Source organism: Actinokineospora guangxiensis, from assembly GCF_042657845.1.
In the GTDB taxonomy this organism is placed as follows: Bacteria; Actinomycetota; Actinomycetes; order Mycobacteriales; family Pseudonocardiaceae; genus Actinokineospora; species Actinokineospora guangxiensis.
Window position 1 is genome coordinate 123223 of record NZ_JBHSKF010000009.1, and the last position, 21653, is coordinate 144875.

Consider the following 21653-nt stretch of genomic DNA (forward strand, 5'->3'; position numbering starts at 1 on the left):
CCCCAGGCCCCGCGCGCAACCGCGGGGCCTGGCCTTTCCCCGGGAGAACTCAGTGGCCCCTGGTCCCCAGCCCACCACTGTCCTCATCACGGTCACCGGGCCCGACAAGCCCGGCGTCTCCTCGGTCCTCTTCGCGGTCCTCACCCGGCACGGGGTGGACATCCTCGACGTCGAGCAGGTGGTCATCCGCGGCCAGCTCGTGCTGGGCGTGCTCGTCTCGGCAGGGCACGACGCCGAAGGCCTGCAGGAGGCCGTCGAGCAGGCCATGGCCTCGGTGTCCATGCGGGTGGACGTCGAGATCGGGGTCGACCCGGGCTCGCAGGCCCGCATCGGCTCCTCCCACGTCGTGATCGTGCTGGGCGCGCCGATGCGGGCACGCGAGTTCACCGAGGTCGCCCGCAGGCTGGCCGCGCTCGGGGTCAACATCGACACCATCCGCCGGGTCGCCGACTACCCGGTGACCGGCCTGGAGCTGCGCGTCTCGGTCGCCGAGGACACCGAGGCCGCCGACGCCTCGCTGCGCGCCGCGCTGCTCGACGTGGCCACCAAGGGCGGCCTGGACATCTCCGTCGAGCGCGACCTGCTGGCCCGCCGCGCCAAGCGCCTGATCGTCTTCGACGTCGACTCCACGCTCATCCAGGGCGAGGTCATCGAGATGCTGGCCGCGCGGGCAGGCTGCGAGGACGAGGTCCGCGAGGTCACCGAGGCGGCCATGCGCGGCGAGATCGACTTCACCGAGTCGCTGAACCGCAGGGTGGCGACCCTGGCCGGGCTGCCGGAGTCGGTGCTGGACGAGGTCGCCGCCGACCTGGAGCTGACGGCGGGGGCGCGTACGACGATCAGGACGCTCAAGCGCCTCGGCTTCCGCTGCGGGGTCGTCTCCGGCGGCTTCAGCGCGATCATCGCGCGGCTGGTGGACGACCTGGAGCTGGACTTCGCCGCGGCCAACGAGCTGGAGATCGTCGACGGCAGGCTGACCGGGCGCGTCGTCGGCGAGGTCGTGGACCGGCCGGGCAAGTCCGTCGCCCTGCGGCGCTTCGCGGACTCGTTCGGGATTCCGCTGGAGCAGTGCGTCGCGGTGGGCGACGGGGCCAACGACATCGACATGCTGGCGACCGCGGGCCTGGGAGTGGCGTTCAACGCCAAACCCGCGCTGCGCGAGGTCGCGGACACGGCGCTGTCGCACCCGTACCTCGACGCCGTGCTGTTCATGCTCGGGGTGACCAGGGCCGAGGTGGAGGCCGCGGACCTGGCCGACGGAATCGAGCCGTCGCGGACGTGAGCGTGCTCTCGGCGCTGTTCAGCAGGGAGGTCCGTGCTGAGGAGGACGATCCGCTGGCCGTGCGGGCCATGCCGGTCGTCCTCCGCGTCGAGCGCGACCTGCCGGGGCGCACGCCGCTGCTGGAGGCCGCCGCCGCCGCGGCGGTGGCGCTGTGCCTCGACGAGCGCGCCCAGCCAGGCGGCGAATGGCACGACGAGGTCGGCGACTGGGTCGACGGGCGCATCCGCAAGGTGTCGCGGCGGGCCAGGGGAGCGCACTGGGCGGCGGTGGGGGAGCTGCCCGGGGTGACCGTCGAGGTCGGCGGGGCCGCGGCCAGGGCGCTGCTGCCGTGGCGGGTGGCCGACCTGCCCAAGGCGGTGTCCCGGCTGCAGATCTCCGGCACCGAACTGCCCGAGGACACGCCGGGGCCGGTGCCCGCGGGCGTGCCCGTGCTGTGGCTGAACCCGGCCGTCCCGATGACGGTCGGCAAGCTCGCCGCGCAGGTGGGTCACGGGTCGATGCTGCTGGCGGCGCTCGCCGAGGCCGACGGGGTCGACCTCACCGACTGGAACCGCCACTGCGCCGTGCGCACCGCCGAGCCGACGCGCTGGCCCGCGCTGGCCGCGGGCACCTGGGCGGCCGACGGAGTGGTCGCCGTGCGCGACGCCGGTTTCACCGAGGTCGACCCGGGCACCGTCACCGTCGTCGCGCAGTGGCCCGGGCAAGCTCCCGACTAGGAGCCCGACAGGGTGTCCACGACGGTGACGGCGCTGGTGACGCCCATCAGGAAGACGAACCCGATCGCGCACGCCAGCGCCCGGATGATCCACCGCCGCGCGAGGTAGCAGCCGACCGCCACGGCGATGACGGTCGCGGCGTGTTCGGCCCATGCGGCCGATGACGAGACTGCGTCCATGGTTTCCGCCCTCCGGCTCAGGACACCCCGTGGTGCCGTGAGCGAAAGGTAGCCACCGCCGCGGTGCCGGATCGCCCTGCGGTCGCGCAGGGCGGGTATGCGGTCCCGCATGCTCGCGCGCGCTTCCCGACCGCACGGGCGGGTGGGATGCTCGGCTCGGCGACGATCGGATTCTCCGGACGACGGGGGCGCGACGTGGAACTCGGCGGCTGGTGGGAGAAGGTGGCGGAGACCTTGCCGCGCAAGGACGGGGTCGAAGCGGGCCCGCCCGATGACCGCGGCGCGCTGCGCGGTGCCGTCGAGCTGTTCCTGCGCGCGGGGGTCACCGAGGTCGAGCACCAGCTCGACCGCACCGGCCGCGCGAACAAGGACTGCTTCGGCCTCGGGGAGATCTCCCGCGAGCGGATCCTCAAGCAGGCTCGGCGGGTGCAGGCCGAGCTGCGGCCCGGGCACGACTGGGGTGCCATCCCGATCGGCCGCGGCGCCTTCAACTACCGGTGGCCGACCATGCTCGACTACAACCGCAGTCTGGTGATCTACTGCCTCTACGCGCCCCGGTGGCGCGCGGCGCTGGAGCAGCCCGCCCGCATCTTCGGCAAGCACCTGCCGGAGGTGGCCGCGGGCACGATGCGCCTGTTCGCGCTCATCGACACCGCGGCGTCGGTCGACGTGAAGCTGCGCATCCGGTTCGCCAAGTTCCAGGTCTTCCAGCTCGGCCTGGGGATCGACGGCAACTGGGCCGACATCGCGCGCGCGGCGAACGTCGACTTCCAGCTGGACCACACCCGGCGCTGGGTCGACCGATACGACGAGGCGGTGCGCCTGCTCGGGGTGCGCTACCGGCCCGGGTGGAGCGGGTTGCGGCTGCACGGGCTGATCGCCCCGCTGGCCATGGGGATCGGCTTGAGCGTGTCGACCGGGGGCGGCGACCAAGACCGCTACGACGCCTCGGGCGAGCACCGGCTGACCGAGGGGATCAAGGCGTTCGCCCAGCGCGCCATCGATCCCGGTGACCGCGTGGACCTCTTCGCCGAGTAGGACCGGGCCGAGGCCCGGCCCGGTCCCCCCCCCCCCCCCGGACTACACCTTGTCGGCGGCGATCAGCAGGTAGTGGAAGCTGCCCTCGCGGTAGGCCTGGAGGAAGGACTTCTCCACGCCGGTGGCCACTGAGGACTGCTCGCGCAGTTCCCAGTACGGGATGGTGGCCGGGGTCAGGTCGACCACGGTGATGGGGACGAGACCGTTGGCCTGCATGGCTTTGAAGTACTGGCTGCGGGCGTGGACGCTACAGGTGTAGCGCTCATCGATCTGGCTGACGGCCTTGGATCGCCCGCCGGTCACGTCGTTGTAGCAGCCGGTGATGGTGACGTAGCGGCCGCCGAAGCGCAGCAGGCGGGAGTGTTCGGCGAACAGCTCGAACAGGTCGACGTACATGGTGCTCTCGTTGTTCCAGATCGAGCGGCGGGAGCCGGTCTCGAAGCCGGTGTCGAGCATGTTGCGGAAGTGGAAGGCGACCTTGTCGTCCACGCCTCGCCGCTTCGCCTCGCCGTTGCCGAACTCCACCTGCTTCTCCGAGATGGACACGCCGTCGACCCGGCAGCCGAAGCGGGCGTTGGCCATGATCGAGGTCCCGCCGCGGCCGCAGCCCGCGTCCAGGAGCGCGTCCTCGGGGCGCACGTCGCCGAGGTGGTCGAGCAGCACGTCGGCCTGGGCGGTCTCCAGGCGGTGCAGTTCGGCGATGACGTCGTCGTCGGAGCCGTTGAGCACCGCGGGGTCGTAGTCGCCGAGGCCGTAGTGGTGGTGGAAGAGCCCGTCGACCTCGCCGAGGCGGATGTTCACGGGGTCGCGCTCGGCGTTCCAGTAATCGGCGATGGACTGCTGGTACGCGGTCCGCAGGACGGGGATCGCCGTGCTGGTCATCTAGGACTCCTTCTGCGGTTCGTTGTATCTGGCTGTGGTGGCGTGCCACTCGCGGTTGCCGCCGAGCCAGGCCCAGATGTCGGCCAGGAAGCGGCGCAGGTGGGGGGAGCCCGCGGCGCTGAGCACCGCGGCCTCGGCGACGAAGGTGCGCATCAGCTCGTTGTGGATCTCGACCGTGCGGGCGAGGGCTTCGGCGGGGGTGCAGCCCTCCTCGGTGCGGATCACCTTGGGGAGGTCGAAGTCGTCGTCGGTCTCCTTCGCGTTGGAGTAGACGTCGTTGAGGATCACGCTGGCGCTGCCCGCGATGGAGAACACCCGGCGCACGCGCGGGTCGGCGAACTCCGAGGCGGGCAGCTCGTAGCCCGCGACCGGGTCCACCAGCGTCATCGGGGGCAGGAAGCTGTTCTGGTGGCGGTGGGTCAGGTACTCCCACACCGGCGGCACGCGGCCGCTCATCCGCCAGATCGCCTCGTGGTTGTAGGCCATGAACATGATCGAGAGCTGGTGGCGCAGCCGCAGCACCTGGGCAGGCGAGGCGATCCTGGCCAGGTGCTCGAACGCCGAGCGGTAGGCCACGGCCACCGGCTCGGCGTCCAGCGCCCCGCGCAGGGCCGGGGTGTAGGCATCGGGCAGGTCGACCGGGTCCATGGCCGCGTGCGTGATGCCCAGCCGCTCGCCGAGCACCGACGGGTCGGCGCCCATCGCCACCTCGTCGACGAAGTGGTCGTCGGTCGCCCATTCGGCCAGCACGCACCGGGAGGCGGCCAGCAGCCGCTCCGGGTCGTCGGTGCCCGGGTGGGTGAGCATCATCAGCCTGCCGAAGTTGGCCTTGACCAGCTTCTCCTCCTGCCCTGGGTAGATGCCCACCTCCCTGGCCCAGGCGATCAGCGCGTCGTTGACCTGCTCCCCGAGCGCGACGTCGTCGCGCAGCGCGCCGGGGCAGAACAGGCCGTGGTCGTCCACCAGCGACGGCTGCGGCGCCGCCCTGCCGAAGCGCGCCGCCGAAGTGCCCAGCCCCGTCGGCCCGGACAGCAGCGGGTGCGGCGCCTTCGGCAGCAGCTCGGCGAGCGCGCCCGGCGCGCCATCCATGTTGGACAGAATGGCCGCCGCCGCCGCCGCGGTCTCGGAGCCGGATGCCGGGGCGAACACCCGCGACAGCACAGACACGGTTCCTCCTGGGGAACGTTCGGGTTGGGCCTAGACCTGCACGCCGTCGAGCACGCCGAGCGCGTCGGGCACCAGCACCGCGGCCGAGTAGTACGTCGTGACCAGGTACGAGGCGATCGCGGTCTCATCGATGCCCATGAACCGCACCGACAGCCCCGGCTCGTGCTCATCCGGCAGGCCGGTCTGGCGCAGGCCGACGACGCCCTGGTTCTCCTCGCCGGTGCGCAGCGCGATGATCGCGGTGACCCGGTCGTCGCGGACCGGGATCTTGTCGCACGGCAGGATCGGCACCCCGCGCCACGACGCGTGGGCCGTCCCGTCCACCTCGACGCTGGGCGGGTCCAGCCGCATCCGCGAGCACTGCCTGCCGAAGGCGGCGATCGCCCTCGGGTGGGCGAGGAACGCCTGCGTCTTGCGCCTGCGGCAGAGCAGGTCGTCCAGGTCGTCGGGCGTCGGCGGGCCGGTGGCGGTGTGGATGCGCTGGCTCGGGTCGACGTTGTGCAGCAGCCCGAAGCCGGGGTTGTTGACCAGCTCGTGCTCCTGGCGCTCGCGCAGCGCCTCGATCGTCAGCCGCAACTGCTCCTCGGCCTGGCTCATCGGCTCGTTGTAGAGGTCGGTGACCCGGGTGTGCGTGCGCAGGATCGTCTGGGCGACGCTGAGCTGGTACTCCCGGGGGCGCAGGTCGTAGTCCACGAACGTGCCGGGCAGCGCGGTCTCGCCGTCGTGCCCGGAGGCCACCGCGACCTCGGCCTCGCCCTTCTTGTTGACCGCGGGTCGCTCGCGGGCCAGGTGCTCGGCCAGCGCGTCGGGCAGCGGCGTGGCGCGCGGCAGCACCAGCACGGTCACCGGGGTCAGCGCGCGCACCGAGTACGCGGGCTCGCGGCCGAGGAGCGCCTCGCTGCCGAAGTGCCCGCCCTCGCCGAGCACGTCCAGCACGACGGGGTCGCCGTAGGCGCCGGTGCCGTAGCGGCCGACCTTGCCGTGCGCCACGACCGAGAGCGCGCCTGCGGGGATCTCGTCGCCCGCGGCGAACTCGTTCTGCTGGAAGCGGTCGGCGAGCGCGGAGAGCACGTCGTCGTCGGCGAACCCGGACAGCACCTCCGACAGCTCGGACGGGACGACCCGGTACCAGGACCCGATCCTGGTGCAGCCGACCAGGCCGTCGCCCGCGAGCGGGCAGGCGCGCCGGTTGACCCGGTACGCCCCGCCGCGCGCCTCCACCCACGGCAGCACCCGCAGCAGCCACCGGTCGGTGATCTCCTGCGACTGCGGCCGGGTCTTGGTGGTGGTCGCCAGGTTCCTGGCCGCGGCGGTGGACAGGCTCATGCGCAGTTCGGCGACGAGCTCGGTGCGCACCGCCTCAGCCCTCGCGGCCGATCTCGACGTTCTCCAGGACCGCCAGGGCGTCCGGGATCAGCACCGCTGCCGAGTAGTACGCGCTCACCAGGTAGCTGATGACCGCCTTCTCGTTGATGCCCATGAACCGCACGGACAGGCCGGGCTTGTACTCGTCGGGCAGTCCGGTCTGGTGCAGGCCGACGACGCCCTGGTTGTCCATGCCCGCGCGCAGCAGGATGATCGAGCTGGTGCGCGTGTCGGTGACCGGGATCTTGTTGCAGGGCAGGATGGGCACGCCGCGCCACGCCGGGATCTTGTGCCCGCCGAAGTCGGTCGGGTCGGGGTAGAGGCCGCGCTTGTTCCACTCCCGGCCGATGGCCGCGATCGTGCGCGGGTGCGCCAGGAACGCCGTGGGCTCCTTCCACACCACCGAGAGCAGCTCGTCCAGGTCGTCCGGGGTGGGCGGTCCGGTGCGCGTGTGCAGACGGTTGGCGTAGTCCACGTTGTGCAGCAGGCCGATCTCGCGGTTGTTGACCAGCTCGTGCTCCTGGCGCTCCCGCAGGGCCTCCACGGTCAGCCGCAGCTGCTGCTCGGTCTGGTTCATCGGCTCGTTGTAGAGGTCGGCGACGCGGGAGTGCACCCGCAGCACCGTCTGCGCGACGCTGAGGGAGTACTCGCGCGGGCTCAGCTCGTAGTCGACGTAGGTGCCGGGCAGCTGCGCTTCGCCCTCGTGCCCGGAGGACAGGTCGATCCGCGCTTCGCCGTGCTCGTTGCGGGAGCTGCTCTGCCGGTCCCGGAAGGCGTGCAGGTGCTCCTGGAGCGCGGGGGACTGCTCCAGCACGCTGTCGAAGCCGCGCTGCTCCAGCACGAGGACGGTCGTCGCGGTGCCCGCTTTGACCGTGTACTCCCAGATGCTCTGCGGGTCGGCCAGGGTCTCGTCGCCGAAGTGGTCGCCGTCGGCGAGCGTGCCGAGCACGGTCGGCTCGCCGTACTGGCCGGTGCCGACCTTGTTCACCTTGCCGTGCACGATGAGGAAGGCGTGGTCGGACGGGTGTCCGAACTCGACTATCACGTCGCCCGCGGCGTACTCGCGCTGCTCGAAGCGCTGCGCCAGCGCGGTCAGCACCTCAATGTCGTCAAAGCCGCGGAACAGCGGCAGTTCGCACAGCTCGGGCGGCACGACCTGCGCGCGGTCGCCGACGTTGGAGAAGGTGACGCGGCCGTCGCCGATGGCGTAGCTCATCCTGCGGTTGACCCGGAACGTGCCGCCCTTGGCGTCGATCCAGGGCAGCACCTTCAGCAGCCAGCGCGAGGTGATGGCCTGCATCTGCGGGACGGACTTGGTGGTGGTCGCCAGGTTCCTCGCCGCGGCTGTCCCCAGGCTGGAGGGGTGGCCGTTCTCGGAGTCGAGGTGAGGCTGAACCGGTTCCGTCACAGTCACAACGCCGCCGCCAATCTGTGGGTCATCGACCTGGGGGGAAGAATGCGCGGGAATGCGGCTCGCGGAAAACGAGCGGCATTCCGTTTCTACACAGTGCGATTGTCAACCTGCAGATCGACGCTAACGCTCTTGGCGGGCCTCCGTACAGTCCCCTGAAAGAGTGCTGCGATTGCACACAAATGGCTCAGAAACGGCCGTGTGCGGCGGAAGCGCACTCACACATCCGTAGCGGCGGTCAGCCCTGTTTGGCCAAGCGGGTGAGCGCACCGCGAACAACCTGTCCATCGGAGGTTGTCCAGAAGGGGGGAAGCGAATTGCGCAGGAAGCCGCCGTAGCGGGCAGTGGAGATGCGCGGGTCCAACACCGCGATCACCCCGCGGTCGCTGGTGGCGCGCAGCAGCCGCCCGGCGCCCTGGGCCAGCAGCAGCGCCGCGTGCGTCGCGGCGACGGTGAGGAAGCCGTTGCCGCCGCGCGCCTCCACCGAGCGCTGCCGCGCCGAGGCTAGCGGGTCGTCCGGGCGCGGGAACGGGATGCGGTCGATCACCACCAGCGACAGCGAGGGGCCCGGCACATCCACCCCCTGCCACAGCGACAGCGTGCCGAACAGGCTGGTGGCCGGGTCCTCGGCGAACTTCTTCACCAGCAGCGACGTGGAGTCCTCGCCCTGGCACAGGATGTCGGTGCCCAGCCGCTCGCGCATCGCGGCCGTGGCGGCCTTGGCCGCGCGCATCGAGGAGAACAGGCCCAGCGTCCGCCCGCCCGCGGCCTCCACCAGCTCGGCCAGCTCGTCCAGCACGGCCTCCGGCAGGCCGTCGCGCCCCGGCGGGGGCAGGTGCCTGGCCAGGTAGAGGATGCCGCTCTTGGCGTGGTCGAACGGCGAGCCGACGTCCAGGCCGCTCCAGCGGATGTCGGTGCGGTCGTGCGGGGCCTCCTTGGCCGTGGCCGCGCCGTCTGCCTGCTTGCCCGCGCGCTGCTCCGGCGGCAGGCCCCACTGCCTGGCCAGCGCGTCGAAGGAGCCGCCGAGGGTCAGCGTCGCGCTGGTGAGCACGGTCGTGGTCTCGGCGAAGAGCCGTTCGCGCAGCAGGCCGGCGACGCTGAGCGGGGCGATGCGGATGACCGGCGGGCGCGGCGGGTTGGTCCCGTCGACGCTGACCCACACGACGTCGCGGCGGTCGGCCTCGGCGGGCTCGAAGGACTCCACCATCCGCTGGGCGGTGTCGTGCACCTCCTCCAGCACCGACAGCGCCAGCTTGCGGGCCGAGGCCGTCTCCACGTCCTCCTTCTTCTCCGGCCCGAGCGCGGTGACGCAGGCGTGCGCGGCGTCGCGGATCACCAGCAGGGTCGTGCGCAGCGGGTCGGGCAGGGAGTCCATCCGGGTGGCGGGCACGTCCTCCAGCAGCATGCCGAGGCCGTCGCCCGCCTCGGCGAGCCGGTCGGCGATGCCCTCCTCGACCAGGCGTCCCACCCGGCGGGCCGCGATCGACACCGAGGCCGCCGACAGCTCCCCGGTGGCCACCGAGGTGACCCGGTCCACCAGCTCGTGGGCCTCGTCCACGACGACCACGTCGTGCTCGGGCAGCACCTGGTAGCCCTGCAGGGCGTCGATGGCCAGCAGGGCGTGGTTGGTCACCACGATGTCGGCCTTGCCCGCCTCGGCCTTGGCCCGCTCGGCGAAGCAGTCGGTGCCGATCGGGCAGCGCGAGGCGCCCAGGCACTCCCGGGCCGAGACCGACGCCTGCCGCCAGGTCTGGTCGGCCACGCCCGGCACCAGCTCGTCGCGGTCGCCGGTCTCGGTGTCGGAGGCCCACTCGCGCAGCCGGGTGATCTCCCGGCCCATCCGGGAGACCGCGAACGGGTCGAACAGCACCTGGTCGTCGGGCTCCTCGGGGGCGTCGAGGCGGTGCAGGCACAGGTAGTTGCGGCGGCCCTTGAGGATGGCGAAGGACGGCTCGCGGCCGAGGTCCTTCTTCAGCGCCTTCGCCAGCCGCGGCAGGTCGCGGTCGACCAGCTGCCGCTGCAGGGCGATGGTGGCCGTGGAGATGACGACCGTCCTGCCCTTCTCCACCGCGTGGCGGACCGAGGGCACCAGGTAGGCCAGCGACTTGCCGGTGCCCGTCCCGGCCTGCACGGCCACGTGGTCGCCGGTGCGGATGGCCTTGGCGACCGCCTCGGCCATCTCCACCTGGCCCGGCCGCTCGGCCCCGCCGACCGCGCCGACGGCGGACTCCAGGAGGGCACGGACTCCAGGCAGGGCGGGCATGGCGCAGACCGTACCCGCCGGGACCGACCGGGCCCGGCAGCCATGCCGTCAGTGGTCGAGCGCGACGACCCTGGTATGGAGCGGCTCGGCGTTGCGGCGGGTCTTCGTCCACCCCGTGTTGCCGCGCACCAGCCTCGCCACTGCCCGCCACGAGGTGATGTAGAAGGTGTAGATGTAGAGCGCGTAGAGGAATCCGTATCCGATGGCGCGAATGCGCCCGACCCCCGGTTCGCATTTGCGGCGGTAGATCGGTCCCCAGATCAGGAATGGGAGCAGGCCGAAGGTGCCGTAGGTGGCGAACAGGATCCAGGCGCCGCCGGAGAACCACGCCCACACCTCGGCCGGTTCCTGGGTGGCGCGGATTCCGAGCAGGATGAAGGGGATGGGGTAGACGAGCGTTCCCAGCAGTTGCAGCCACGGCTGCGCGAGGTAATAGAGCATCTCGGCGGCGCCGAGGGTGGACAGGTGCCGGGAGTCCCAGATGCGGCGGACGTAGCGGCCGCACTGCATCGTCCCCTGGCCCCACCGCGTCCGCTGCGCCAGGAACCGGCGCATGCTGTACAGCGCTTCCTGGTCGACGTGGGTGTCGACGGTGAAGCCCGTCTTCCAGCCCGCGGTGAGCAGGTGCACGCCCAGCTCGAAGTCCTCCAGCAGCGCGCCGCGCCACGGCCCGGCGCCGTCGGCGATGTCGTCCAGCGCCGAGAGCCGGGTGAACTGGCCGTTGCCGCCCATGGAGATCGTGCCGGTGTGCCCGCGCGACATCTGGATCGCCGCGATGGCGCTGCGGAACTCCAGGTCCTGCATGCGCACCAGCGCCGAGCCGAGCCTGCGGCGGAAGAAGCCGCCGTGCTCGGGCGGCACACCGCGGTTGCTCATCCGGACGTCGACCTGCACCGCGCCGATCGCCGCGTCGCCGAAGAGGTGCGCGGCCGAGCAGACCTGCAGGCAGTCCGGGGCGGGCCTGCCGTCGGCGTCGACCACCACGACGATGGCGCGCTCGGTGTCGGCGTGCCTGCCCATCCAGCCCTTCAGCTCGCGGTAGGCGGTGTTGAGCGCGTCGCCCTTGCCGGTGCGCGCGTGCGGGCGGAAGCGGCGCACGAGGTGCAGGTGCCGGTCGCCGCCGCGCTTGGGGCCGCGCAGCGCGCCGACGACATCGACCGTGCCGTCGTCGGAGTCGTCGTCGATGACCCACACGTGCGCGTGCGGGAAGTTCTTGCGCAGGTAGCGGATCGTGTCGCCGATGACCGGTTCCTCGTCGCGGCAGGGCACGAAGAAGTGCCACTCCAGCGTGGTGGGATCGCCGGAGGGCAGGCGCTTGTGGCGCAGGTACGGCACCACGATGAGGCAGACGTAGGTCACGAAGGCCACGCTCATGGTGAGTGCGAGCGCCTGAGTGAGCCCCAGCAGCAGGGACAGGTTCACCGCTCGCCCTTCGGTTTGCGCGTGGACAGCCAGACGAACAGCACCAGCGCCGCCGCGCCGCCGATGACGCTGACCATGGACCCCAGCAGCGTGTGGCCCCAGTAGTAGCCGCGGTCGGTGCCCAGCCACTCGATGAGCCCCACGAGGGTCAGGATGCGCAGCTGGTTGACCAGGACGACCGCGAGCCCGGCGATGAGCAGCGCCGTGAGCACGCGCCTGGCGATGCGGGGGCGCAGGGCGATCATCACCGCGCCGACGACCAGCAGCGGCAGCACCAGGAACGCCGAGGTGCACTCCGGGCTCATCTGCAGGCCGAACGGGCGGTCCGAGCCAAGTCCGAAGTAGACTGTCTGGCGATGGGCCGCGAGGTGGACTCCGTCACTGGAGACCACCCGCAGGATCAAGCTTGCCAGCATCATCTCGCCGGTGCGGTAGGCGCGGTTGAGCACCACCAGCAGCACGGCGAGCCCCACCAGCCCGACGACCACGGCCCGCGACAGCGGGGTGGTGCGGGGTGCGGGGACGGGCAGGGGTCCGGCAACGGCCACGCGGGCTCCTCGGTCAGGGGCGTCCGACTTATCTTTGATCGGGCCCACGGCCGATGGCATCGCTGAATCGGGTGATGTTGCCGGGAGATTCGAGCACGGCGAGTCACCTTCTTGGCCTTTCGCCCACGTTGCCGTCGATGTGAAACACGATCGGGTCTTACTTCGTTTCAGGTGTCCAATGCGGCTCGTTGGTAGCGATAAGCAGTCATTGGCTGTGTCTCCAGTGCCATGTGGACGGATCGCCCTCCCCCGACGGGCGACCTGAACGACGGAGGAACGAATGCACAACCCCAAGGCGCGGCGGGTGGGCCTGGTGGGCCTCACCGCCGCCGCCGCACTCCTGGCGGGCGCCGCGCCCGCCTCGGCTGCCCCCGGAGACGGGTCGGCGTTCGCCCTCAACGTGGCGCTGACGCTGCCCCTCACCGGAGCGGTCAACGTCGGTCCCATCGCCCCGAGCAACACCGACGGGCCGACATCGGCGACCGTGGCGAGCGTGAACGTCCCCGCCGTGCTGAGCACCGGCGTGCTGGCCACCGAGGCGATCCGCGACGACGCCACCGGCGTCGTGCACGCCGAGGCGTCGGTGGCCGACGTGGCGATCGGGCTGGCGAGCCTGGGCTCCATCGGCGCGGTCGAGTCGGTCTGCGACGCCACCCAGTCGGGCAACGCGGGCAGCACCACGCTCGCCGATGTCGACCTCGCGGGCATCACCGTCGGCGTGAACCCGGCGCCCAACACCGCGATCACCATCGCCAACCCGCTCAACCCGCCGCCGCCGCTGCCGCCGCTGCCGCCGCTCGGCCAGATCATCTTCAACGAGCAGATCGCCAACCCGGACGGCTCGCTGACGGTCAACGCCGTCCGCGTCTCGCTGAACCTGGCGTCGGTGGCCTCCGGCAACGTGATCATCGCGCAGTCGCGCTGCGGCCCGGCCGCACCGCCCATCCCGATGGCCTCCGGCGCCGGTCTGTGGATCGGCCTCGGCCTCGTCGGCGCGGCGGCAATCCCGGTCGGCGTCGGGCTGCTGCGCAGGCGCCAGGCCGGCGCCACCGCCTGACGAAGGAGGTCGACGCGTGTACAAAGCCCCATCCGGAGGCGCTGTCGGCGGCGGGGCGGGCCTCGCGGTCACCGGCGCCGACGTCGGCTGGTGGATCGCGCTCGGCATCGCCCTGCTGATCACCGGCGCACTGTTGCTGCACGCCAACCGGCGCAGGCGCGACAGCTCCGCATAGCACCACCACACCGCTGGGGTCGGGCGCGGTGCCCCGCGTCCGACCCCAGCGGTTCCTGATCCCCCGGCACTGGAAGGCCGTTAGTGCGCAACGAGATCCTGCTGCTCGTCGGCACCCGCCCCGAGGCCGTCAAGGCGGCCCCGGTGGCGGTGGCCATGGCCGCCGACCCCGACCTGTCGCCCGTGATCGTCCACAGCGGACAGCACGAGTGGGTGGTCGACCAGGCGCTCGCCCCGTTCGGCCTCACCCCCGACGAACGGCTGCCCGTGCGCCGCAGCGGCGGCGGGCAGGCCGAGCTGATGGCCGGGCTGCTGCCCGCCCTCGACGCCCTGCTGGCCCGCCGCAAACCCGCGGCCGTGGTCGTCCAGGGCGACACCACGACGACCCTGGCGGGCGCGCTGGCCGCGTTCTGGCGCGGCATCCCCGTCGCCCACCTGGAAGCGGGGCTGCGCACCGGCGACCTGGCCGCCCCGTTCCCGGAGGAGGCCAACCGGCAGATGGTGGCCAGGATCGCCGCGCTGCACCTGGCCCCGACGGCGGACTCGGCGCGGGCGCTGCGGGCGGAGTCCGTCCCGGTGCCCGACATCGTCGTCACCGGCAACACCGTGGTCGACGCCGTGCGCGTCATCGCCACCGCCGACCGCCCGCCCGCCGACCCGGCCTTCGCCGCGCTGGAGCCCGAGCTGGACGCGGGCGCGCGCCTCGTGCTCGTCACCGTGCACCGCCGCGAGTCCTGGGGCGCGCCCCTGGACGACGTGCTCTCCGCCGTGCGCGCCCTGGTCGAGCGCCACCTCGACATCCGCGTGCTGCTGCCCGCCCACCCGAACCCGAACGTGCGCGCCCGCGTGACCGCGGTCCTCGGCGGCGTGCCGCGCGCGGTCGTCACCGACCCACTGTCCTACCCGGACCTCGTCCGCGCGCTGCGGCGCAGCGCGCTGGTCATCACCGACTCCGGCGGCATCCAGGAGGAGGCCCCGACCTTCGGCGTGCCGGTCCTGGTCACCCGCGATGTCACCGAGCGCATGGAGGCCGTCCGCGCGGGCTGCGCGCGCCTGGTGGGCACCGACCGCACCCGGGTCCTCACGGCCGCCGACCAGGCGCTGGCCGCCAACCTGCGGGTGCCCGCCGACCGCAACCCCTTCGGCGACGGCCACGCCGCCCACCGGGTGGTCGACGCGCTGCGCCGCCTGGTGTCCGCGCCGCGCCCGGCCGGCGCCGTGCTCGGCGCGCCCACCTCCCCGGCGATCATGTCCGGGGCGCTCTAGCGTCCTGACTCAGGACCTTGGGGAGCAGCGACCTTCGGCACGCCGACCAGCACGACCCCGGCGTCGGCCAGGCCCAGCAGCGCCGACTCGACGGTCGCCGGGGCGACGCCCGCAGTCATGTCCAGCAGCACCCGCGTGGTGAAGCCCGCCTGGGCCGCGTCCAGCGCGGTCGCCTTCACGCAGTGGTCGGTGGCGATGCCGACGACGTCGACCACCCCCACCCCGCGCTCGGAGAGCCACTCGGCCAGACCAGCGCCGTCGGCGTTGCCCTCGAAGCCGGAGTAGGCCGCGGCGTAGTCGCCCTTGCGGAAGACCGCCTCGACGCGGCCGGTCTCCAGGTTCGGGTGGAAATCGGCGCCCGGCGTGCCCGCCACGCAGTGCACCGGCCACGAGTCGACGTAGTCGGGGGTGTCGCTGAAGTGCCCGCCCGGGTCGATGTGGTGGTCCTGGGTGGCCACCACGTGGTCGTAGGCGGTCTCGGCGATGTAGGCGCTGATCGCGGTGGCCACCTCGGCGCCGCCTGCGACGGCCAGGGAGCCGCCCTCGCAGAAGTCGTTCTGCACGTCCACGACGATCAACGCCGCCTTGTCGCTCATCACTGCTCCCCGGTGTGGTGGACGGTCGGGATCGCGGGTTCGCCCGCGGAGAGCTTCAGGCCCTCCCACGGCAGGCTCACCAGCCCGGTGCGCACCCGCTGCCGACCATCCTCCAGCGTCGGCACGTCGGGCACCACCTCGCCGCCGCGCACCAGCGGGATCTGCGGGTAGCGGTCGTGCCCGTCGGCCTCCGGCGCCTTGCCCGAGGCCAGGAACACGACCTCCTCCAGCGCGGTGCCCGTGGCCTTGTGCCTGCGCAGCGCCACCTTGCGCCCGCCGAGGGACTCCTTGGACGAACTGCGCTTGGCCACCGGCCGCCCGTCGACCTCGACCAGCTTGTAGACCATCCCGGCCGTCGGCGCGCCCGACCCGGTGACCAGCGAGGTGCCCACGCCGTAGGCGTCCACCGGCTCGGCGCGCAGCGAGGCGATCGCGTACTCGTCGAGGTCGCCGGAGACCACGATCCGGGTGCGGGTCGCGCCGAGGCGGTCCAGCTGCTCGCGGGCCTGCCTGGCCAGCACCCCGACATCGCCGGAGTCGATGCGGATGGCGCCGAGGTCGGGGCCCGCCACCTCGATCGCGGTGTCGATGCCGCGGGTGATGTCGTAGGTGTCGACCAGCAGCGTCGTGCCCACCCCGAGGGCGTCGACCTGCGCGGCGAACGCCTCGCGCTCGCTGTCGTGCAGCAGCGTGAAGGCGTGCGCGCAGGTTCCCGTGGTCGGGATGCCGTAGGTGCGCCCGGCCTCCAGGTTGGAGGTGGTCGAGAACCCGGCCAGGTGGGCGGCGCGGGCGCAGGACACCGCGGCGCGCTCGTGGGTGCGGCGCCCGCCCATCTCGATGATCGGCCTGCCGTTGGCCGCCGAGACCATCCGCGCCGCCGCCGAGACGATGGCGCTGTCGTGGTTGAGGATCGAGAGCACCAGCGTCTCCAGCACCACGCCGTCGGCGAACGTGCCGGTCACGGTCAGCACCGGGGAGCCGGGGAAGTACAGCTCGCCCTCGGCGTAGCCGTCGACGTCGCCGCTGAAGCGGTAGTCGGCCAGCCAGGCCAGCGCGTCCTCGCCCACCACGCCGGTCGAGCGCAGGTGCGCCAGCTCGGCGTCGCCGAAGCGGAACTCGGTGATCGCGTCGAGGACCCGGCCGGTCCCGCCGACCACGCCGTAGCGGCGGCCGTTGGGGAGCCTGCGGGCGAAGACCTCGAAGACGCACGACCGCGACGCGGTGCCGTCGCGCAGGGCGGCGGCGAGCATCGTCAGCTCGTAGTGGTCGGTCAGCAGAGCGGTGCTCATGTCCGGAGCCTACGGGGTACGCCATTCGAGGGAAGATCCCGCGAACCCGTCCGAACCGGGCATGACACCATTGGACCCATGACCGCGCCCGTCGACATGGAGCAGACGCAGACCAGCCCGGTCGGGTCCGAGGTGGTCGCCGAGGACAGACCGTGGCAGACGGTCGTCTGGAACGACCCCGTGAACCTCATGTCGTACGTCACGTACGTCTTCCAGAAGCTCTTCGGCTACAGCCGCGAGAAGGCGACGAAGCTGATGCTGGACGTGCACCACGAGGGCAAGGCCATCGTCTCCTCCGGAAGCAAGGAGAAGATGGAGGCCGACGTGGCCCGACTGCACGCCGCCGGGCTGTGGGCGACGATGGAACACACCTCGTGAGGCAGAACTGGACGCGCAAGGGCGCGCTGGTCGTGGCCGTGATCGAGCGCCAGGAGGCCGCCGTGCTGCGCGGCCTGGTGTCCCAGATCGACGACATGCTCAAAGCCCGCGCCGAGGACACCCCGCAGGACGAGCTGGCCGAGCTGACCGGCATCCGCACCGGTCCGAGCACCGCGCCGGACGACCCGATCCTGTCCCGCCTGCTGCCGGACTTCCACCGCTTGGACCCCGACGCCCCGGCCAAGGAGGACATCGACTCCGCGGCCGTGCTGCGCTCGCTGCACGAGCCCGAGCTGCTCGACAGCAAGATCGGCGTCGCGGCCGTGGTGATGGACACCTGCCCGATGTACGGCGGCGAGGTGCGCCTCACCGAAGAGCAGGCCGACGCGTGGCTCTCCGCGCTCAACGACGTGCGGCTGGCCCTGGGCACCGCCCTGGACATCTCCGACGACACGCCGGACGAGCTGGCCGAGGACGACCCGCGCGCCCCGAACATGTCCGTCTACCACTGGCTGACCTGGGTGCAGGAGAGCCTGCTGCAGGCGGTCGCCGGGTGAGCCGGGCGTGATCACCGACGTGCCGGGCGTGCTGGTGGGCCACCACCAGCGCCTCGGCGGCGGCTGGGCCACCGGCACCACGGTCGTGCTGTTCCCCGAGGGGACGGTGGGCGGGGTCGACCAGCGCGGCGGCGCGCCCGGCACCCGGGAGACCGACCTGCTCGCCCCGGAGAACCTGGTCGCCACCGTCGACGCGGTGTGCCTGTCCGGGGGCAGCGCGTACGGGCTGGCCGCCGCCGACGGCGTGATGCGCTGGCTGGGCGAGCGCGGCCGCGGCTTCCGGGTCGGCGCCGACGAGCGCGAGGTCGTGCCGATCGTGCCGTCGGCGGTGCTGTTCGACCTGCCCCGCTCGGACTGGGGCAACTGGCCGGATGCCACTTTCGGGTACACCGCGTGCGCGGCGGCGTCGGCGGGTCCGGTGGCGCAGGGCTGCGTGGGCGCGGGGACCGGCGCGCGGGCCGGGTCGCTCAAAGGGGGTATCGGCACCGCGTCGGTCCGGGTGGGTTCGGCAGGCGTGGGAGAAGTCACAGTCGGCGCGCTGCTGGCGGTCAACGCCCGCGGCGAGGCCGCCGACCCGGACACCGGAGCGCTCTACGCCGCCGCGGTCGCCCCCGAGGACTTCCCGCCCGCGCCCGGACGGCCCGGGGCGCTGTCGGCGCCCACCGCCTCCGACCTCAACACCGTGGTCGGGGTCATCGCCACCGACGCCGAGCTGACCAAGGCCCAGTGCCGCAGGCTGGCGATGTCCGGCCACGACGGGCTGGCCAGGGCGCTGCGCCCCGCGCACTCGCTCTTCGACGGCGACACCCTCTTCGCCGCCGCCACCGGCGCCCGCCCGGTGCCCGACGCGTTCGCCTTCGACGGCCTGTGCGCCGCGGCCGCCGACGTGGTCGCCCGCGCCGTCGGACACGCCGTGCTGAGCGCGGTTTCGGTGGGCGATCTGCGCTCCTACCAGGACGCATGGCGTTGACGGGTGCGCTCTCATCCACTGGGAGCCGGGCGCCCGCACAGTAGGATGGGGGTGTGCTGCAGATCCGTCGAGACCTCGTGGACGCGATGGTGGACCACGCCCGCCGCGACCACCCGGACGAGGCCTGCGGGGTGATCGCGGGCCCCGAGGGCGCCGACCGCCCCGAGCGGTTCATCCCCATGCTCAACGCCGCGCGCTCGCCCACGTTCTACGAGTTCGACTCGGCGGACCTGCTGAGGCTCTACCGCGACATGGACTCCCGCGACGAGGTGCCCGTGGTCATCTACCACTCGCACACCGCGACCGAGGCCTACCCGTCGCGCACGGACGTCTCCTACGCCTCCGAGCCCGACGCGCACTACGTGCTGGTCTCCACCCGTGACGCCGACGTCCACGAGCTGCGGTCCTTCCGCATCGTCGACGGCGTCGTGACCGAGGAGCCCGTCGAGGTCGTCGAGTCCTACCGCTTCGCCCACACCGGCCCCGACGACGTCCCCGAGGTCTGAGCGGGAATACCCGCCCGCCCGACCGCGTCTCTCCCGAACGCAGCCCCCACGCGGCAGTCCCGAACGAAGCAGCACCCAACCGGAGGTTCCCCATGGCCGTCACCGTCTCGATCCCGACCATCCTGCGCACCCACACCGGCGGCGAGAAGTCCGTCTCCGCCGCGGGCGCCACGCTGGCCGAGGTCATCGACAGCCTGGACGCCGACCACGGCGGCATCAAGTCGCGCCTGGTCAAGGACGGGGCCCTGCACCGCTTCGTCAACGTCTACGTCAACGACGAGGACGTGCGCTTCGCCGGTGGCCTGGAGGCCAAGGTCGCCGACGGCGACAACGTGACCATCCTGCCCGCCGTCGCCGGGGGCTGATCCGGCGATGGCGCGCTACGACTCGCTCCTGCACGCGCTCGGCGACACCCCGCTCGTCGGGCTGCCCCGGCTCTCCCCGTCGGAGAACGTCCGGCTGTGGGCGAAGCTGGAGGACCGCAACCCGACCGGCTCGGTCAAGGACCGGCCCGCGCTGGCCATGATCGAGTCGGCCGAGCGCGACGGGCGCCTGGTCCCCGGCGCGACCATCCTGGAGCCCACCTCGGGCAACACGGGCATCGCCCTGGCCATGGCCGCCAAGCTCAAGGGCTACGGCCTGGTGTGCGTCATGCCGGAGAACACCTCCGAGGAGCGCAAGCAGCTCCTGCAGGCCTACGGCGCCCGCATCGTCTACTCGCCCGCCGCGGGCGGCTCCAACGAAGCCGTCCGGCGGGCGAAGGCACTGGCCGAGGAACACCCGGAATGGGTGATGCTCTACCAGTACGGCAACCCCGACAACGCCCAGGCGCACTACCGCTCCACGGGCCCGGAGATCCTGCGCGACCTGCCGTCGGTCACCCACTTCGTCGCGGGCCTGGGCACCACCGGCACCCTCGTCGGGGTGGGCCGCTACCTGCGCGAGCACAAGCCCGACGTCCAGATCGTCGCCGCCGAACCCCGCTACGGCGAACTGGTCTACGGCCTGCGCAACCTGGACGAGGGCTTCGTCCCGGAGCTCTACGACCCGGACGTCCTCACCGGCCGCTACTCCGTCGGCTCCTACGACGCCCTGCGCCGCACCCGCCAGCTGCTGGAGGTCGAGGGCATCTTCGCGGGCATCTCCACCGGCGCGATCCTGCACGCCGCACTGGCGGTCGCGGAGAAGGCCGCGGGCACCGGCGACCCCGCCGACATCGTCTTCATCGTGGCCGACGCGGGATGGAAGTACCTGTCGACGGGCGCCTACTCCGGCTCCCTCGACGAAGCCTCCGAACGCCTCGACGGCCACCTCTGGGCCTGACCAGGCAGCTCAACCGGCCGTTCCTGGGGAGCCTCGCCGCGGTTCGGTCGGCGGAGCCCCCCGCGCCGCCCGGCCCGTGCCCGCAGGCGGGTGTGCCCGCCCGCAAGCCGGTACCGCAGACGTTCACGCCGCCGGTGCGGCTGTGTAGGTTGCCCTGGTGATCGAGGTCGTCCGCTCCGCCGAGTTCGCCGCCGGTCCCGAGCAGGTCTGGGCGGTGGTCGCCGACGCGCGGCGGGTGCCGGACTGGTTCAGCCTCGCCGAGCGCACCGAGGTGGTGTCCGGGGCGGGCGAGGGGGAGAAGCGGCGGCAGCACGCGGACTGGGGCGGCAAGCGCGCCGAGATCGACCAGACGGTCATCGCGTTCGAGCCGGGGCGGCTCATCGCCTGGAAGCACACCGCCGAGCGGGTCGACGGGCTGCCCGCGCCGAAGTACGCGAAGTCCTCGGTGTTCCGCGTCGAGCTGGAGTCCGCGGGGACGACCACCACGGTCACCCTGCGGCTGCGGCAGGAGCCCGTCTCCGCCCTGCACGGGATCATGATGCGGTTCGGGACGAGGCAGCTGGTCAGGCGGATGGAGGAGTCCCTGGTCCGCTTGGCGGGGGCCATCGACGGCTGAGGCACGTACCCTCGGACAGGTGAGCACCACACCAGTCAAACCGGACACCGGCCGCGTCCTGCCGAAGGAGCCGCTGCGCGCCGCGATCGTGGTCGGCGCGGCGACGGTGCTGCTCTACCTGGTCGAGCTGATCGACGTGATCCTGCCCGCCGACCTCGACCTCAACGGCATCGTCCCGCGCACGCTCGGCGGGCTCGACGGGATCGTGTGGATGCCGTTCCTGCACGGCGGCTGGCCGCACCTGCTCAGCAACACGCTGCCGTTCGTCGTGCTCGGCTTCCTCGTCTTCGCCAACGGCTTCGGCCAGTGGATCGCGGTCACGGCGACGATCTGGATCGTCGGCGGGGTCGGGGTGTGGCTGACCGGGGCGAGTGGCTCCGTGCACGTCGGGGCGTCCGGGGTGATCTTCGGCTGGATGCTGTTCCTGCTGGTCAGGGGTGTGTTCAACCGCAGCTTCCGGCAGCTGGCCGTCGCGGTCGTGCTGCTGGCCTACTGGGGGACGATGCTGTTCGGCGTGCTGCCCGGCGACCCGGGCATCTCCTGGCAGGGGCACCTGTTCGGCGCGCTCGGCGGCGTGCTCGCGGCCTGGATGGTCTCGGTGGCGAACAGGCAGGCAGGCAAGGCCGCGCCGGCCGTACCCTCCTGACC

The 21653-nt window shown here is 72.4% G+C and carries 24 protein-coding genes; 14 read left to right on the top strand and 10 right to left on the bottom strand.

Annotation, left to right across the window (positions count from 1 at the left end; all coding sequences use genetic code 11):
* The first annotated feature begins 52 nt into the window (after nucleotides 1-52).
* Both serB and ACFPM7_RS18090 read left to right on the top strand, forming a co-directional pair.
* Nucleotides 53-1282, top strand: a complete 1230-nt coding sequence (serB, locus tag ACFPM7_RS18085) for a phosphoserine phosphatase SerB (RefSeq protein ID WP_378248812.1) — start codon at nucleotides 53-55, stop codon at nucleotides 1280-1282.
* Complete coding sequence (locus ACFPM7_RS18090) at nucleotides 1279-1998, top strand: peptidyl-tRNA hydrolase (RefSeq protein WP_378248813.1); 720 nt, start codon at nucleotides 1279-1281, stop codon at nucleotides 1996-1998. Before serB ends, ACFPM7_RS18090 begins: the two co-directional genes overlap by 4 nt.
* Here the strand turns inward: ACFPM7_RS18090 and ACFPM7_RS18095 are convergent.
* Nucleotides 1995-2177, bottom strand: coding sequence for a hypothetical protein (locus ACFPM7_RS18095; protein WP_378248814.1), 183 nt, complete (start codon nucleotides 2175-2177; stop codon nucleotides 1995-1997). The two genes, ACFPM7_RS18090 and ACFPM7_RS18095, sit on opposite strands and share 4 nt — an antisense overlap.
* Before the next feature lie 63 nt (nucleotides 2178-2240).
* Here ACFPM7_RS18095 and ACFPM7_RS18100 point away from each other — a divergent pair, with 63 nt between their 5' ends.
* Complete coding sequence (locus ACFPM7_RS18100) at nucleotides 2241-3215, top strand: hypothetical protein (protein ID WP_378248815.1); 975 nt, start codon at nucleotides 2241-2243, stop codon at nucleotides 3213-3215.
* A 42-nt stretch (nucleotides 3216-3257) separates the two neighbouring features.
* Here the strand turns inward: ACFPM7_RS18100 and ACFPM7_RS18105 are convergent, their stop codons facing one another.
* From ACFPM7_RS18105 to xrtP, 7 genes are all read right to left on the bottom strand, one after another.
* Nucleotides 3258-4097 carry a geranyl diphosphate 2-C-methyltransferase gene (locus ACFPM7_RS18105; RefSeq protein WP_378248816.1) on the bottom strand — a complete coding sequence of 280 codons (840 nt, stop codon included), beginning with the start codon at nucleotides 4095-4097 and terminating at the stop codon, nucleotides 3258-3260.
* Nucleotides 4098-5264, bottom strand: coding sequence for a family 2 encapsulin nanocompartment cargo protein terpene cyclase (locus ACFPM7_RS18110; protein ID WP_378248817.1), 1167 nt, complete (start codon nucleotides 5262-5264; stop codon nucleotides 4098-4100).
* A gap of 30 nt (nucleotides 5265-5294) precedes the next feature.
* Entirely contained in the window at nucleotides 5295-6590 is a 1296-nt protein-coding gene (locus ACFPM7_RS18115; RefSeq protein ID WP_378248962.1) for a family 2B encapsulin nanocompartment shell protein, read from the bottom strand.
* Nucleotides 6591-6624: 34 nt separating this feature from the next.
* Nucleotides 6625-8043 (bottom strand): family 2B encapsulin nanocompartment shell protein, encoded by a 1419-nt coding sequence (locus ACFPM7_RS18120; RefSeq protein ID WP_378248818.1) that lies wholly within the window; start codon nucleotides 8041-8043, stop codon nucleotides 6625-6627.
* A 235-nt stretch (nucleotides 8044-8278) separates the two neighbouring features.
* Entirely contained in the window at nucleotides 8279-10303 is a 2025-nt protein-coding gene (locus tag ACFPM7_RS18125; RefSeq protein ID WP_378248819.1) for an ATP-dependent DNA helicase, read from the bottom strand.
* Between the two features lie 48 nt (nucleotides 10304-10351).
* A complete protein-coding gene (locus tag ACFPM7_RS18130) occupies nucleotides 10352-11677 on the bottom strand; it encodes a glycosyltransferase (RefSeq protein WP_378248963.1) in 1326 nt (441 codons plus the stop codon).
* Between the two features lie 44 nt (nucleotides 11678-11721).
* The gene (xrtP, locus tag ACFPM7_RS18135) at nucleotides 11722-12273 is read right to left on the bottom strand and encodes an exosortase P (protein WP_378248820.1); all 552 of its coding nucleotides are present in this window, start codon (nucleotides 12271-12273) and stop codon (nucleotides 11722-11724) included.
* Nucleotides 12274-12553: 280 nt separating this feature from the next.
* Between xrtP and ACFPM7_RS18140 the strand changes: the two genes are divergently transcribed.
* From ACFPM7_RS18140 to wecB, 3 genes are all read left to right on the top strand, one after another.
* Nucleotides 12554-13330 (top strand): choice-of-anchor P family protein, encoded by a 777-nt coding sequence (locus tag ACFPM7_RS18140; RefSeq protein ID WP_378248821.1) that lies wholly within the window; start codon nucleotides 12554-12556, stop codon nucleotides 13328-13330.
* A gap of 16 nt (nucleotides 13331-13346) precedes the next feature.
* A complete protein-coding gene (locus ACFPM7_RS18145) occupies nucleotides 13347-13505 on the top strand; it encodes an LPXTG cell wall anchor domain-containing protein (protein WP_378248822.1) in 159 nt (52 codons plus the stop codon).
* A gap of 83 nt (nucleotides 13506-13588) precedes the next feature.
* Nucleotides 13589-14770, top strand: coding sequence for a non-hydrolyzing UDP-N-acetylglucosamine 2-epimerase (gene wecB / locus ACFPM7_RS18150; RefSeq protein WP_378248823.1), 1182 nt, complete (start codon nucleotides 13589-13591; stop codon nucleotides 14768-14770).
* Here wecB and ACFPM7_RS18155 read toward each other — a convergent pair.
* Both ACFPM7_RS18155 and ACFPM7_RS18160 read right to left on the bottom strand, forming a co-directional pair.
* The gene (locus ACFPM7_RS18155) at nucleotides 14767-15366 is read right to left on the bottom strand and encodes an isochorismatase family protein (RefSeq protein ID WP_378248824.1); all 600 of its coding nucleotides are present in this window, start codon (nucleotides 15364-15366) and stop codon (nucleotides 14767-14769) included. The genes wecB and ACFPM7_RS18155 overlap by 4 nt on opposite strands.
* A complete protein-coding gene (locus tag ACFPM7_RS18160) occupies nucleotides 15366-16655 on the bottom strand; it encodes a nicotinate phosphoribosyltransferase (RefSeq protein WP_378248825.1) in 1290 nt (429 codons plus the stop codon). Before ACFPM7_RS18160 ends, ACFPM7_RS18155 begins: the two co-directional genes overlap by 1 nt.
* A 78-nt stretch (nucleotides 16656-16733) precedes the next feature.
* Between ACFPM7_RS18160 and clpS the strand changes: the two genes are divergently transcribed.
* From clpS to ACFPM7_RS18200, 8 genes are all read left to right on the top strand, one after another.
* A complete protein-coding gene (gene clpS, locus ACFPM7_RS18165; RefSeq protein WP_378248826.1) occupies nucleotides 16734-17033 on the top strand; it encodes an ATP-dependent Clp protease adapter ClpS in 300 nt (99 codons plus the stop codon).
* Entirely contained in the window at nucleotides 17030-17590 is a 561-nt protein-coding gene (locus ACFPM7_RS18170; protein ID WP_378248827.1) for a DUF2017 domain-containing protein, read from the top strand. Before clpS ends, ACFPM7_RS18170 begins: the two co-directional genes overlap by 4 nt.
* A 7-nt stretch (nucleotides 17591-17597) precedes the next feature.
* The gene (locus tag ACFPM7_RS18175; RefSeq protein WP_378248828.1) at nucleotides 17598-18560 is read left to right on the top strand and encodes a P1 family peptidase; all 963 of its coding nucleotides are present in this window, start codon (nucleotides 17598-17600) and stop codon (nucleotides 18558-18560) included.
* Nucleotides 18561-18613: 53 nt separating this feature from the next.
* A complete protein-coding gene (locus ACFPM7_RS18180; RefSeq protein ID WP_378248829.1) occupies nucleotides 18614-19066 on the top strand; it encodes a M67 family metallopeptidase in 453 nt (150 codons plus the stop codon).
* A gap of 92 nt (nucleotides 19067-19158) precedes the next feature.
* Nucleotides 19159-19431 carry a MoaD/ThiS family protein gene (locus ACFPM7_RS18185; RefSeq protein ID WP_378248830.1) on the top strand — a complete coding sequence of 91 codons (273 nt, stop codon included), beginning with the start codon at nucleotides 19159-19161 and terminating at the stop codon, nucleotides 19429-19431.
* A 7-nt stretch (nucleotides 19432-19438) separates the two neighbouring features.
* Nucleotides 19439-20389: a PLP-dependent cysteine synthase family protein gene (locus ACFPM7_RS18190; RefSeq protein ID WP_378248831.1), complete on the top strand. Its 951-nt coding sequence runs from the start codon at nucleotides 19439-19441 to the stop codon at nucleotides 20387-20389.
* 157 nt (nucleotides 20390-20546) lie between these two features.
* The gene (locus ACFPM7_RS18195; RefSeq protein ID WP_378248832.1) at nucleotides 20547-21005 is read left to right on the top strand and encodes an SRPBCC family protein; all 459 of its coding nucleotides are present in this window, start codon (nucleotides 20547-20549) and stop codon (nucleotides 21003-21005) included.
* Between the two features lie 19 nt (nucleotides 21006-21024).
* Nucleotides 21025-21651: a rhomboid family intramembrane serine protease gene (locus ACFPM7_RS18200; protein ID WP_378248833.1), complete on the top strand. Its 627-nt coding sequence runs from the start codon at nucleotides 21025-21027 to the stop codon at nucleotides 21649-21651.
* Nucleotides 21652-21653: the final 2 nt, after the last annotated feature.

Bases quoted from the DNA above. Each gene is read 5' to 3' on its own strand.
- ACFPM7_RS18095 (WP_378248814.1), bottom strand. From the start codon at position 2,177: ATGGACGCAGTCTCGTCATCGGCCGCATGGGCCGAACACGCCGCGACC.
- ACFPM7_RS18105 (WP_378248816.1), bottom strand. From the start codon at position 4,097: ATGACCAGCACGGCGATCCCCGTCCTGCGGACCGCGTACCAGCAGTCC.
- ACFPM7_RS18115 (WP_378248962.1), bottom strand. From the start codon at position 6,590: ATGAGCCTGTCCACCGCCGCGGCCAGGAACCTGGCGACCACCACCAAG.
- ACFPM7_RS18125 (WP_378248819.1), bottom strand. From the start codon at position 10,303: ATGCCCGCCCTGCCTGGAGTCCGTGCCCTCCTGGAGTCCGCCGTCGGC.
- ACFPM7_RS18130 (WP_378248963.1), bottom strand. From the start codon at position 11,677: ATGAGCGTGGCCTTCGTGACCTACGTCTGCCTCATCGTGGTGCCGTAC.
- ACFPM7_RS18140 (WP_378248821.1), top strand. From the start codon at position 12,554: ATGCACAACCCCAAGGCGCGGCGGGTGGGCCTGGTGGGCCTCACCGCC.
- ACFPM7_RS18155 (WP_378248824.1), bottom strand. From the start codon at position 15,366: ATGAGCGACAAGGCGGCGTTGATCGTCGTGGACGTGCAGAACGACTTC.
- ACFPM7_RS18160 (WP_378248825.1), bottom strand. From the start codon at position 16,655: ATGAGCACCGCTCTGCTGACCGACCACTACGAGCTGACGATGCTCGCC.
- clpS (WP_378248826.1), top strand. From the start codon at position 16,734: ATGACCGCGCCCGTCGACATGGAGCAGACGCAGACCAGCCCGGTCGGG.
- ACFPM7_RS18185 (WP_378248830.1), top strand. From the start codon at position 19,159: ATGGCCGTCACCGTCTCGATCCCGACCATCCTGCGCACCCACACCGGC.
- ACFPM7_RS18190 (WP_378248831.1), top strand. From the start codon at position 19,439: ATGGCGCGCTACGACTCGCTCCTGCACGCGCTCGGCGACACCCCGCTC.